Origin of the sequence: Gemmiger formicilis, assembly GCF_024462815.1 — a bacterium.
Lineage (GTDB): Bacteria > Bacillota > Clostridia > Oscillospirales > Ruminococcaceae > Gemmiger.
In genome coordinates this window covers 314,399-326,755 of sequence record NZ_JANGCG010000001.1, presented here as the reverse complement: position 1 = coordinate 326,755, position 12,357 = coordinate 314,399, and the positions used below count along the sequence as shown (strand labels likewise).

Sequence of the window (12,357 nt, the reverse complement as noted above, 5' to 3'; positions counted from 1 at the left end):
TTGTTTTTAAGGAGTATACGTATTATGATTCAGTTTCTGAATGCCGCTTCCGGCACGGCCAGCACCACCGAAATGCTGCTCAGCTTCCTGCCGATGATTCTCATCCTCGTATTTATGGTTGTTCTGATTTATCTGCCGCAGAAGCGTCAGGACAAGAAGGACGCGGCAATGCGCGGCTCCATCGAGATTGGTGATAAGGTTACCACCATCGGCGGTATTGTCGGCATCGTCTGCGCCATTGCGGACAAGGATGACACCCTCGTTATCGAGACCGGCAGCGACCGCACGAAGATTCGCTTCCGCCGTTCCGCTATCTCCGCTGTGGAGAAGCTGGACACCGGCAAGGACAGCAAGGCTACCCCTGTCAAGAAGTAATTGACATAAAACACACGCCCTCCTGCATAGTGTTGACTGTGCAAGGGGGCGTTTTGTTATGTCAGGAAAGAATCTGCGCAAAACCAAAATCAAGGCGGGAAATCCGGCGGCTGTGGCGCTGCTGCTGGCCTTCGGCTGCGGTGTGGGAGTGTGTATGCTGCTGCTGGCACTGGCGGCGTTGCTGCTGACCCGCACCAATCTGCCACTTTCTGCGGTGCGTCCAATGGCCTGTATGGCGGCCTCCATCGGGGTGGCGGTCTCTGGCTTTGTGCTAGCAAGACGCCTAAAGGAAAAGCTGCTGCTGTGTGGTCTGGGGTGCGGCGCATTTTACACGGTCTGCCTGTTGGCGGCTACACTGCTGGCGGGCGGTATGCCGGACTGGCAGGGGGGCAACGCAATGCTGCCGTTGGCGCTGATGCTTGGGGGGCTGCTGGGCGGTGCTGCGGCGGCTCTGCAGGAGGGTCGCTGATGCGGGCGGCACAGACGGCACTGCGACGGCCTATGCTGCCGCGCAGACAGGCAGCAGAACGCCCGCGGAAAGAGTCCGGCGAGAAAACGTTTGACGTTGCCTGGCTGCTGGGAATGTTGTTTCTGGCTGGTTATCTGCCGGGCGTATGGCTGGGCAGGGGCAGTACCTCGGCGCTGGGGCAGCAGCTGGCGGCCTACTACGAAAAAGGCCCGGAGGAAGCGGCCTTTGTGCAGCTCCTTCGGGCGCAGCTTGCGATTGATTTTTTGCAGCTGACGGCGGTGTTTTTGTGCGGCTTCTGTGTGTGGGGTGCTGGTCTGCTGGCGCTCTTGTTTGCGGCACGCGGCACCTTTTTGGGGTACTGCGCGGCCTCGGTAGCAGCTGCAAACGGCGCGGCGGGGCTGGTGCAGTACAGGACCGGAACGGTGGTTTCGGACGTGGCAACACTCTTTTTGTGCCTGTGGCTGGCGGGATGGTCGGTACGCTTGGCACGGGAGTTGTTCCGTACTGTGCAGGGACGCGCCACGCGGGAAACACCCGGAACCGTGCGGCGGCTGACAGTGCGTTTTGCCGCAGCGCTGGTGACAGCGGCGGTGCTGACGGCGACAGAAACGTTTTTACGTCTCGTCATCCTCCGGCTTGGGCACTGACGGCTTTTCCTCGATATAACTCTGCTCCGCCAGCGGGGAAGCCGCGACGGCCCGCCGCAGCTGCTCACGGTTGATGTGTGTGTAAATCTGCGTTGTGGAGACGTTTTCGTGCCCTAGAATTTCTTTGAGCGCCAGCATATCCACGCCGCCCTGATACATAAGCGTGGCGGCTGTGTGGCGCAGCTTGTGGGGTGAAAAGCCGCGACCACTCAGGCCTGCACTTTGCAGACAGCGTGCGACAATCTGCTCGACCCGGCGTGCCGTAAGGCGCTTTCCGGTGCGTTTGGAGACAAACAAAGCATCCTTATCAACAAGGTTCGGTAGGGAAGCGCGGGCTTTTTTGTAGCGCTGCAGTGCGTCCAGACAGGCCGTGTTCAGGTAGACAAGGCGCTCTTTGTTGCCCTTGCCGATAATGCGGATGGTATCATCGCGAAAATCGCCCAAATCAATGGTGACCAGCTCCGCCAGACGCATACCACAGTTCAAAAACAACGTTATAATGCAATAATCACGCTCGTAAAAATCACTTTGTATATTATTTAACAAGTCTACAGCTTCGTTTACGGTCAGGTATTTCGGCAACGCTTTTTGCGGCGTGCCCAGGCTGATGTTTTCCGTAGGATTCACCGTCAGCTTGTTGACCTGCGTGCACATATAATGAAAGAAGCCTTTCAGGGCGCTGAGCTTGCGGGCACGCGCTTTGGGACCGTTATCAGCATTGCGGGCATAGTCCAGATAATCAAAGATGTCTTTCTTGGTGACAGTCTTGATGTCATCGGTGGTGATGCCGGTCAGGCTGATTTCCTCGGGTGGTGTGGCATCGTCCACACGCTGCCAGCGCTGCTGCATCATATAGCGGAAGAACCCGCGCAAATCCAGATAATAGCCGTTGACTGTGCGCGGGGAACGCAGCTTTACAAAATCCAGATAATGCAGATATTCAATTACGTCATCAGGAATGTCCAGATACGGTGCGTGACGCTCCGGATGGGCCACATCAATATAACTGCTCACAATCAACCCTCGACTTATCAATCATATTGCAGAAGCGCACATAAACAGCGTTTCTGCTTTTTTATTGTACCACAGCAGGCAAGCACGCGTCAATTTCACAAGATTATAAGAAACGCGAACGGTTTAAAACAATACAAGGTGTAGTATTTCTGTATAAGTGTGTATATCCATACAAACGAAGGCGAACAGGCTGAAGTGGCCCCGGGGGAGGCGCTGAAAAGGATTATATACTATTTCGCTAAATGTAAATTTAGCGAAATATAGGGAGCAAAAAACGAGGGTACGCGGGCTAAGAGGTTTCAGCCTTCCGCCGCGCTGATGCTGTTATGACGCTGTTATTTGGTCTCGCTGCTCAGCGCTCCGCCGCGAATGGCGTGAAGAGTGTAATGTAACTGCACTGGCGCTTGCTGCTGGTGGATTTTACCTTTGTTTTTCTCCAAATAAAAACCACCCGCAAAAGCTGCAGAAGCCTTTGCGGGTGGATGCTGCATTAAAACTTATCGATTGACCGATTGTGCCATTTTGTGGTAGGTATGGCGCTCGCCGCGGATAGCAATGGAATATGCCATAATATTCTGCGGCAGTGCCATGCCGGGCACGCCGGTATCACCAATGTGGTGAATGTCCGCACCTGCCATTTTGCACATCAGTGCAATCTGGCGGATGGTTGCGGTGTCAGCGCCTTCCTGAGAAGTGCCAATGGCGGTCAGGGCCAGCTTGCCATGGCTGTGAATGACTTTAATCAGGCTGTGCGCGTACTCCTGCGTAATGCCGGGCACAGTGCCGGGCGCGGGCAGCAGAATGATATCTGCACCGGCGGCCATAAATGCTTCGGCGTCGGCGGGTGTCATAATATTCTCCCCGCCTTCCCCTGCTACGCCAGAAGCATGCATCTTTCCGGCGGCCAGAATGACACGGTCACCGACGGCGTCCGAAATCTGCCGTAAGGATTCCACAATAAGCTCATTGCTGACACCGTTTCCGGGATTGCCGGTCAGCACAATCAAATCTACGCCCATATCGGCGGCACGACGTGCATTTTCTACCGTGGCAAGGCGGCCACTGCTCATTTTCCACAACGTACCATCGTTGCTTTTTGCAGATTCCGGGTCGCATGGCTCCAGATTGATGCCCACAACACGGCCCGCCAGGCGCTTGATTTCCCGAACAGTCTCTTCCTCGGGAACCTTCGGCAGAGCGTTGATAACCGGGTGCTGAACGTCAAACATATTCAGCAGCAGAATGTCGGCGCTGAGGGAGGCTGCGTACTCGGCGTTGGTCACGTCCACCAGCAGAGGCGGCGTCAGGCCAATGGTCTCACAGGCAAGAACGCGGCCCTCGCTGCCTGCAATAGCGGCCAGTAAATCGGCCTTGCTGTAAGCGGCCAAATCACTGGGGGCGCAGTCCAACAGGCGTTTTACGCTCATTCGTCATCATCCTCCTCGATAACGCGGCCAATGCCCTTGCGGTAGAACGGCTCACTGCCGCGCATACCCTGCTGGCCCATCGGGGTAACCGAGGTGGTAATGTTCAAATCCATCTTTTTCTCGCGGCTGAGCAGATACGGCCGGGCAGCCTGCGCCACCGCGGCAAACAGCTTATCATCCTTGGGACCGTCCAGAACCAGCAAGTAGCTGCGGGCCTCGCCGTTGACAATCATCACGGAAAGGTACGCGGAGCCCACGCCGGGGGCACCGGCCAGAAGCTCACAGATGGGGTCAATCATGGCATCGGGCAGGATGCTCGGCTCAACCAGCGTGACCTTATCACCGGGATGGATGCGGTGTGCTTCGCGCTGGGCCATGGCATCGGCGATTTTGTGGGCGACCTCGTCCTTCTGCTTCTTGACAGACTCAATCAGCGGGCGCTCCAGACGCAGGCTGTTGTCACCGGGATTGATGACCAGACCAGACGCACTCTCGTTCTTGGCCAGCATATTGGCGTAGTCATCAAAGCGCAGCAGCACAATCTGCTGGGCAGCCTTGGGCTGCTTGGCCTGCCATTCATGCACAGCGTCCCAATCGCTGAAGCCCAGATAATAGTGCTTGCCCTCCGGGCTGTTGACCAAAACAAGGCTGATTTTGGTGTCCTTGGGCAGCTGCACGCGGCCATCCGCCTCGGGCGTAGGCGCGGGCTGACCCTGCAGATCAAACACGGCGGGAGCCAGCAGCGGCGAGCGCACAAGCTCATTCAGGATATCGTTCAGATTTTTGGGGCTGTTTTCCTCTTTGAAGACCGCAATCGTCTCCTTGAGCTTCGGGTTGAATTGAGGTGCTTGGGGCATTTTTTTCTCATTCTGTTCGGGCATGGGTTCGTTCCTCACTTTAATTTTATTGCATTGATGGCTTCCCGCAGATAGGACACACCTACCAGCTTCAGGCCGGGAAATTGCGAGCTGTCAATCATTTTCAGATTGTGCTTGGGTACAATGGCTGTGTCAAAGCCGACGCGCTGGGCTTCCCGCAGGCGCGTTTCCAGATGGGTCACGCTGCGCACTTCGCCGCCGAGGCCAACCTCGCCGATGGCGAGGGTTTTCTCGCTTACCGGCAAATCCAGCAGGCTGGAAGCAAGCGCAATGCAGACTGGTAAATCACAGGCGGTTTCGTCCAGCTTCAGGCCGCCGATGATGTTGACATAGACGTCCTGATTGTAAAAGGCGTATCCGGCGCGCTTTTCCAGCACGGCCAGCAGCAGGTACATACGGTTGTAGTCAAAGCCGCTTGCGGTGCGCCGCGGGCTGGGAAAGCTCGTCTTGGTGGCCAGCGCCTGTATTTCGCTGAGCACCGGGCGGGTACCCTCCATAACACAGGCCACGCAGGTGCCGCTGATGCCGATGGGCCGCCCCTCCAGCATAACCTGAGAGGGGTTTTCAATCTGGGCAAGTCCCCTGCCGGTCATATCGAACATACCGATTTCATTCGTGGAGCCGTAGCGGTTTTTCACGGCCCGCAACACGCGGTACGGCAGGGTTTTGTCGCCCTCAAAATACAGCACGGTGTCCACAATGTGCTCCATGACCTTAGGGCCGGCAATCGCGCCGTCCTTGTTGACATGGCCGACGATGAAGGTCGGGATTTCCAGTGTTTTAGCCACATTTAAAAAGCGTGCGGCGCTCTCCTTGACCTGACTGACCGTGCCGGAGGAGGAAGAAATGTCGGTGCAGCGCATGGTCTGAATGGAATCGATGACCACCAGATCCGGCTTCATGGACTCTATCAGGCCGCATATCTCGTCAACATCGCTTTCCGCAACCAGAGAAATGTTATCCTGCGGTACGTCCAGACGAACCGCCCGCAGCTTAATCTGGCGTGCGGATTCCTCACCCGTAACGTATAGGACATTCCGGGTTTTGCTGACCTCGCCGCAGAGCTGCAGCAAAATGGTGGATTTTCCGATGCCTGGTTCGCCGCCAATCAATATCACACTGCCAATGACGATGCCGCCGCCCAGCACCCGGTCCAACTCACTGATACCGGTGACGATGCGGCTCTTTTCCTCGGTGGTGCTGATGGCCTTCAGCTTCTGCGGCACTAGGCTTGTCTGCCCGGTAACGCGCTGCACGGCACCGGCCTTGCCACCGGTGGTTTTGGTGGGCTCAGCCACAACATCCTCGGTCATAGTATTCCACGCGCCGCAGGACGGACACCGCCCCAGCCAGCGGGGGCTTGTCTCACCGCATTGGGTGCAGACGTAGATGGTTTTCAGTTTATCTTTGGGCATGGATGCCTCCCTGACAAAGCTATACTTTCTCTATTATAGCCCAAAATGGCCGTGGGGGCAAGTATGCGCTGCAGAAAAACATTTGTAGCTACAAAAACGACTTTTTCTATTGCTTTTTTTTGAACATTGTGTTAAAGTTAGGAAAATACTTTAATTTATCGCGTTAAAGTATGAAATTGGGAAGGTGCGATGTTAGCACCGTATCTGATGGTGCAATGCTCGGACAGCCGCCACTACGGTCGTATCAGCGACTATGTGTACCGTTTCTCGGCCATGGATCTGACCGCCGAGGAGCGCGGCACCCTGCATGGAAACAACGAACGCATCTGCGTTGAGACCGTTGGCCGTGCGGTGGAGTTTTATGTCCGCCTGATGCGTCAGTGCTGAGAAAGTAAGCATACAAAGAGGTGCAGCTCGTTTGAAGTGCTGCACCTTTTACTGTTTATATCCCGAAATTATAGAGGGTGGCATTCTCGATGCTCAATCATACAAATTGGAAGTTGTAATTACATTCCATACATATTGGCATTTTTTACAATTACTTTATCGCCTTTTTCTAATTGTTCCTTGGAAATTCCTCGTAACCCAAGTCCAACATGCTCTGTTTTATATCCACAACCATTTGCTTTTCGTTCTTTTGTATGTACATCGACAGTAGTAATTCTGGATTCTAAGATATCTCCATTTGCTTTATAAATACACGCATTTTCCCCTTCTCTGCACATCCCTATTAATATGTTTCCTGTGGCAACTGTTCCAACCCCCATAATTGTAAATACATCATCAATAATCAATTCAAAATTTTCTTTTAAACACGATGGAACATCTAATTTGTTCATGTATTCTTTTTCTCGTTCTTTTTTGCTTTTACCAAATAATCCCATAGTATTTCTCCTTTAAAACTTCCGATTTGTTTACTTTCAAGCTTGCTGGCGGCGGACGGTTTGTCAAAACCGTTTGTGGACGGCAAGTCCACAAGGGATAGCCGCTTTAGCGGCGCAAGGGGGTGTGTAGACACTTCAACGGAACGAAGTGACGCTACATTCGTTGTTTATTTCTTCTTTTTCGGTTTTGGGGTTGGCAGTTCTTCATACATTGCATGAAACAAGCCGGTCATAAATTCTTTATTTTCAACTTCCTCTACCAACAACATCTCTTTTGCTCCCTCATAGGGTAATTCATACGGAGCCGTTGGCATATAACGAATTGCTGCTTTTACTGGTTTTACAAGGAATCTATCATCATAGATACCGCCTACAATCTTGCCGCGATAATAAATAATAAATTCCCCCATCATAGAACGATAAGCGATTTCTTCTAATTCAGATAGCTGCCCTAAAATAAATGCTAAGTATTCCTTGCTTGATGCCATATTTCCACCTCGAATCCCGATTTGCTCCATTATACTACACCAAAAAGCCCCCTGTCCAGCACCGTTTGCCGTGCGGACAGGGGGCTTTCGATTATGGTATGTGCCGAAAACAACTGTGAAGCAATTCTGCTTTACAGTGTGACCTTGTGATAAACTTTCTTGCCCTTCTTGATGACAACGCCATTGTTCAGCGCGTCAACGGTCAGAACTGCCTTCGGGTCGGTGACCTTCTCACCGTCAACAAGGACACCGCCCTGCTGGACCAGCTGGCGTGCCTCGCGGTTGGAGCCGCACAGACCGGCGGCAACCATTGCAGCCAGCAGGCCGACAGCACCGTCCTTGACAAGGTCGGCGCTCAGGGTGGTGGCAGGCATATTCTCATGGTCGGCGGCGCCGCTGAACAGGCCGCGTGCGGTAGCCTGTGCCTTCTCGGCCTCATCTTCGCCGTGCACCATCTTCGTCAGCTCGTAGGCCAGAATTTCCTTGGCCTTGTTCAGCTGCTCACCCTCCCAGTGGTCCATCTCGTCAATCTGCTCCAGCGGCAGGAAGGTCAGCATACGGATGCACTTGAGGACATCCGCATCGCCGATGTTGCGCCAGTACTGGTAGAACTCAAACGGGCTGGTCTTGTTGGCGTCAAGCCAGACGGCGTTGCCTGCGGTCTTACCCATCTTCTTGCCCTGAGAGTCGGTCAGCAGCGTGATGGTCATGGCGTAGGCATCCTTGCCCAGCTTGCGGCGGATAAGCTCGGTGCCGCCCAGCATATTGCTCCACTGGTCATCGCCGCCGAACTCCATGTTGCAGCCGTACTCCTGGAACATATGGTAGAAGTCATAGCTCTGCATAATCATGTAGTTGAACTCAAGGAAGGACAGGCCCTTTTCCATACGCTGCTTGTAGCACTCGGCGCGCAGCATATTGTTCACGCTGAAGCAGGCACCGACCTCGCGCAGCAAATCAACATAGTTGAGGTTGAGCAGCCAATCGGCGTTGTTCAGCATCATGGCCTTGCCCTCGCCAAAGTCGATGAAGCGCTCCATCTGGCGCTTGAAGCACTCGGCGTTGTGGTCAATGTCCTCTTTGGTCAGCATCTTGCGCATATCGGTACGGCCGGAGGGGTCGCCAATCATCGTTGTGCCACCGCCAATCAGGGCAATGGGGCGGTTGCCGGCCTGCTGCAGGCGCTTCATCAGCGTAAGAGCCATAAAGTGGCCGGCAGTCAGGCTGTCAGCTGTGCAGTCAAAGCCAATGTAGAAGGTGGCCTTGCCGTTGTTAATCAGCTCTTTGATTTCCTCCTCGTCCGTCACCTGTGCAATCAGGCCGCGGGCCTTCAGCTCGTCATAAATTGTCATAGGGTTTTACCTCCGTTTGTTGCGGCAAGGGCAAAAGAAAAAGCCCCTGCCAAATGTGAATTTGGCAGAGGGCGAAAATTCGCGGTACCACCTCTGTTTGCCCGTCCCTCACGGCGGCGGGCCTTCGCGGGTGCGGCAGACCAAAGGGTAAGACTGCGACACCCAAACGCTGTAACGTGCGCACACGGCACAGCCTACTTGCTGTTACGCTTTCAGCCTGCTGCTCCGGGCTGTATTCGCCGCCTGCCGCTGCTGACCCCTTGCACCAACCGGGGCTTCTCTGTAGCGTGGCAGACGGGTACTGATTCCCATCACTGCATTTAACAAAAGTAACTGTATCATATCCCGCGCCGGTTGTCAAGGGCGGCGCGGGTCTTATTGCGCTTTTTTGCGGCTGTCACCGGGATTTTTCAATCAGCTCACGTGCACTGGCAAGGCTCAGCTCGCTGACCTTGTCGCCGGAAATCATCCGGGCCAGCACCTGCACGCGGCCGTCCATATCAAGGGTGTGAATCTCGGTGAAGGTGCGGCCGCTGCGGACATTCTTCTGAATGAGCAGCTGATTGTCGGCAAAGGCGGCTACCTGTGGCGTGTGGGTGATGCAGAGCACCTGATGCCCCTTGGCAGTCTGGTGCAGCAGCTGGCCGATACGCCCGGCAGCAAGACCGGAAACGCCGGTATCAATCTCGTCATAAATGACGGTGGGAAGTGCATCCCGGTCGGCCAGCGCGCTCTTGAAGGCCAGCATAATGCGGGAAAGTTCACCGCCGGAGGCAATCTTGGCAAGTGGCTTGGGCTCCTCGCCGGGGTTTGTGGAGATTAAAAATTCCACGGTATCCTGCCCATGGGAGGACAGCGGCCCCCGCGAATGTTTGAGCGCGAAGCGGATGCCGGGCATATTCAGAAATTCCAGCGCTGCCTTCATTTCTTTGTTCATGGAGGCAAAGCCTTTAAGGCGGCTCTGGGTCAGCTTTTCGGCAGCCTCCTTGGCGGCGGCGTACAGCGTCTGCATCTGAGCCTTCAGCTCGGCAATTTTCTGACCCGATGACTGGAAGCTCTCCAGCTCTGCGGCGGCAGTCTCGCGTCGGGCCAGCAGCTCGTCCACCTCCATGCCAAACTTCTGCTTGATGCGGTAAATTGTATCAAGACGAGATTCAATCTGGTCCAGCTCCCCGGCGTCAAAGCCGTAGGCGTCCAGCCGGTCGGCTAAATCGGTGGCAAGGTCGCGGGCAGTATAGTACAGCTCGTTCAGACGCTCACTCATGGCGGACAGCGAATCATCCAGCCGTGCACTGTTCTGAAGGCCGTCTACGGCGCTGCCCAGCAGGTCCGCCGCGCCGGACTGCTCGCCGTCCTCATCACCCGCCAGCGCCAGATGGGCGGCTGTAATGCCCTCCAGAATGGTCTGTGCGTGGGTGATGACATTCTTGCGCTCCTGCAGGGTCTTTTCCTCGCCTGGCTGCAGCGCTGCGGCATCAATGGCGTCTATCTCCGCGGTCAGCGCTTCAATCCGGCGCTGCTTGTCGGCCTCGCTGGCATTCAGCGTGTCCAGCTGCCGTTTGACGGCAACCAGCTCACGGTAACGGCGGTAGTATTCCGCAAACAGGCTGCGGTTCTGGGCGTACTGGTCAAGAAGGCCCAGATGCAGCGCTGGGTTTGTCAGGCCCTGGCTGTCATGCTGGCCGTGGATGGAAAGCAGCCCAGCGGAGATATCCCGCACAACCGCTGCCGTGGCGGGCATACCGTTCACGCGGCAGCTGCCCTTTCCCTCGGCATTGATTTCGCGGTAGAGAAGCAAATCATCGCTGACCTCATAGCCGCATTTTTCCAGCTGAGCCTTTACGGAATCAGGAATATTCTCAAATGTTGCCCAGATGCAGGCCTTCTGCGCACCGCTGCGCACCAGCTCCCGGGAGGTGCGGTTGCCGAGAATGGCGTTGATGGAATCAATCAGGATGGACTTACCGGCACCGGTCTCACCTGTCAGCACGTTAAAACCGGAGGTGAAATTCACCTCGGCTTTTTCAATAACGGCCACATTTTCAATTTTCAGGCTTGCCAGCATAGAGGTGGCTCCTCCCTGTCATTTACTTTTTTACCCGCGGCGGGTGTACTGCTGCAGCTGCTTGCAGATTTCGGCGGCAGCCTCCGGGGTGCGCATCAAAATAAAGAACGTGTCATCGCCAGAAAGTGTGCCAACCACATTATCCCACTGCTTGGCGTCGAACACCTCACAGGCGGCATTGGCCATGCCGGAGAAGCACTTGACCAGCACGGTGTTGCCCGCGTAGTCCACCTTCAGGACAGACTCACGGAACAGCATTTCAAACCGGCTGGGCGAATGAGTGACTTTGCCGGAGGCGGAAGCCGGCACATAACGGTAACGGCCGTCTGCCGTGGCCGTCTTGACCAGCTGCAGCTCGCGGATATCGCGGGACACGGTGGCCTGGGTCACGTCAAAGCCCTCTTCCCGCAGATGGGCCAGCAGATCCTCCTGCCGGTCAATAGGGTGCTGCTCAATCAAATCCAGAATTGCCTGATGGCGTGCACTTTTCACAGGAATCATCTCCTCATCAATTTGTTCTCTATCGCGTGGAATTGCTCCGCGTCATCAAATGTAATCAGCTGCAGGCGCTGCCGGCCGCCGGTAATCTGCAGGCTATCTCCGGGCAGCAGGTCGCATTGGTTACTGCTGTCGGCGCAGGCAAAGCTGGCGTCGCGGTTCTCTGCGTCCGCAATGATTTCCAGCTGGCGCCCTGCCGCAAACACCAGCGGCGCTACCTGCAGGTTGTGGGCGCAGACCGGCGTCAAGACCATCACCTCGGCACAGGCGTCCAGAATGGGCCCGCCAGCCGAGAAGGAATAGGCGGTCGAGCCTGTCGGAGTGGCCAGAATCATACCATCGCTGCGGTAGCTGCCCACAAACGCGCCGTCACAATAGACCTTGTAGTCCATCGGGTGCAGCCGCGTCTGGCCGAACACCACCACATCATTGATGGCATCCGCCTGCCAGCCGTGCGCGGGAATCCCGGCATGGAGCAGGCCGCGGCTGGTCAGGGTGAAGTCCCCCGCCGCCAGTCGGGTCAGCTTGGCGGTCAACTCGCCTACCTCACAGGTGGCCAGAAAGCCCATACGGCCCAGATTTACGCCCAGAACAGGCTTGCCGTTTGCCATGCAGGAAAGCCCGGAGCGCAGCAGCGTGCCGTCACCGCCGATGGTGACAACCTGATCGGCTTCGCGGTACGCCTCTGCCTCCGGCAGAAAACGCACCCCTGCAAAACCGGCCTCACCCGCAAAGCTCTGCGGCATAAGGACGGACACACCCAGTCCGGCCAGCACGGCAGCAGCCTGCCGCGTCACGGCAAGCCCGGTGTCTTTGGTCGGGTTGGGAATCAGTAAAACGGCCAT

14 protein-coding genes and 1 other annotated feature are annotated in these 12,357 nt (G+C 55.8%); of the genes, 4 read left to right on the top strand and 10 right to left on the bottom strand.

Translation table 11 applies throughout. The annotated features are described in order from the left end of the window. The first annotated feature begins 24 nt into the window (after positions 1-24). The 3 genes from yajC to NE623_RS01590 are packed head-to-tail and all read left to right on the top strand — an operon-like array spanning position 25 to position 1,491. Positions 25-375: a preprotein translocase subunit YajC gene (gene yajC / locus NE623_RS01600; RefSeq protein WP_256270951.1), complete on the top strand. Its 351-nt coding sequence runs from the start codon at positions 25-27 to the stop codon at positions 373-375. Between the two features lie 58 nt (positions 376-433). Next, the gene (locus NE623_RS01595) at positions 434-844 is read left to right on the top strand and encodes a TIGR04086 family membrane protein (protein ID WP_256270952.1); all 411 of its coding nucleotides are present in this window, start codon (positions 434-436) and stop codon (positions 842-844) included. Beyond that, positions 844-1,491: a hypothetical protein gene (locus NE623_RS01590; protein ID WP_256270953.1), complete on the top strand. Its 648-nt coding sequence runs from the start codon at positions 844-846 to the stop codon at positions 1,489-1,491. The genes NE623_RS01595 and NE623_RS01590 overlap by 1 nt, the downstream gene beginning before the upstream one ends. On the opposite strand, the gene NE623_RS01585 is transcribed toward NE623_RS01590, so the two are convergent. From NE623_RS01585 to radA, 4 genes are all read right to left on the bottom strand, one after another. After that, a complete protein-coding gene (locus tag NE623_RS01585; protein WP_256270954.1) occupies positions 1,459-2,505 on the bottom strand; it encodes a tyrosine recombinase XerC in 1,047 nt (348 codons plus the stop codon). The two genes, NE623_RS01590 and NE623_RS01585, sit on opposite strands and share 33 nt — an antisense overlap. Before the next feature lie 497 nt (positions 2,506-3,002). Beyond that, positions 3,003-3,932 (bottom strand): DUF7916 family protein, encoded by a 930-nt coding sequence (locus NE623_RS01580; protein ID WP_256270955.1) that lies wholly within the window; start codon positions 3,930-3,932, stop codon positions 3,003-3,005. Beyond that, positions 3,929-4,813, bottom strand: coding sequence for an enhanced serine sensitivity protein SseB C-terminal domain-containing protein (locus tag NE623_RS01575; protein WP_256270956.1), 885 nt, complete (start codon positions 4,811-4,813; stop codon positions 3,929-3,931). The genes NE623_RS01580 and NE623_RS01575 overlap by 4 nt, the downstream gene beginning before the upstream one ends. 11 nt (positions 4,814-4,824) lie before the next feature. Further along, positions 4,825-6,225 (bottom strand): DNA repair protein RadA, encoded by a 1,401-nt coding sequence (radA, locus tag NE623_RS01570; RefSeq protein WP_256270957.1) that lies wholly within the window; start codon positions 6,223-6,225, stop codon positions 4,825-4,827. Positions 6,226-6,414: 189 nt separating this feature from the next. Here radA and NE623_RS01565 point away from each other — a divergent pair, with 189 nt between their 5' ends. Beyond that, the gene (locus NE623_RS01565; RefSeq protein WP_256270958.1) at positions 6,415-6,612 is read left to right on the top strand and encodes a hypothetical protein; all 198 of its coding nucleotides are present in this window, start codon (positions 6,415-6,417) and stop codon (positions 6,610-6,612) included. A gap of 119 nt (positions 6,613-6,731) precedes the next feature. On the opposite strand, the gene NE623_RS01560 is transcribed toward NE623_RS01565, so the two are convergent. The 6 genes from NE623_RS01560 to NE623_RS01535 all read right to left on the bottom strand — a co-directional run bounded on the left by NE623_RS01560 (position 6,732) and on the right by NE623_RS01535 (position 12,357). Then, the gene (locus NE623_RS01560; RefSeq protein WP_256270959.1) at positions 6,732-7,109 is read right to left on the bottom strand and encodes a hypothetical protein; all 378 of its coding nucleotides are present in this window, start codon (positions 7,107-7,109) and stop codon (positions 6,732-6,734) included. 167 nt (positions 7,110-7,276) lie between these two features. Next, positions 7,277-7,597, bottom strand: coding sequence for a TfoX/Sxy family protein (locus NE623_RS01555; RefSeq protein ID WP_256270960.1), 321 nt, complete (start codon positions 7,595-7,597; stop codon positions 7,277-7,279). Between the two features lie 131 nt (positions 7,598-7,728). Beyond that, positions 7,729-8,949, bottom strand: a complete 1,221-nt coding sequence (gene tyrS, locus NE623_RS01550; protein WP_256270961.1) for a tyrosine--tRNA ligase — start codon at positions 8,947-8,949, stop codon at positions 7,729-7,731. 64 nt (positions 8,950-9,013) lie between these two features. Continuing rightward, positions 9,014-9,273: a binding site (T-box leader), on the bottom strand. 73 nt (positions 9,274-9,346) lie between these two features. Next, entirely contained in the window at positions 9,347-11,014 is a 1,668-nt protein-coding gene (gene recN, locus NE623_RS01545; protein WP_256270962.1) for a DNA repair protein RecN, read from the bottom strand. 30 nt (positions 11,015-11,044) lie between these two features. Continuing rightward, entirely contained in the window at positions 11,045-11,515 is a 471-nt protein-coding gene (locus tag NE623_RS01540; protein ID WP_215691976.1) for an arginine repressor, read from the bottom strand. Next, entirely contained in the window at positions 11,512-12,357 is an 846-nt protein-coding gene (locus NE623_RS01535) for an NAD(+)/NADH kinase (protein WP_256270963.1), read from the bottom strand. The genes NE623_RS01540 and NE623_RS01535 overlap by 4 nt, the downstream gene beginning before the upstream one ends.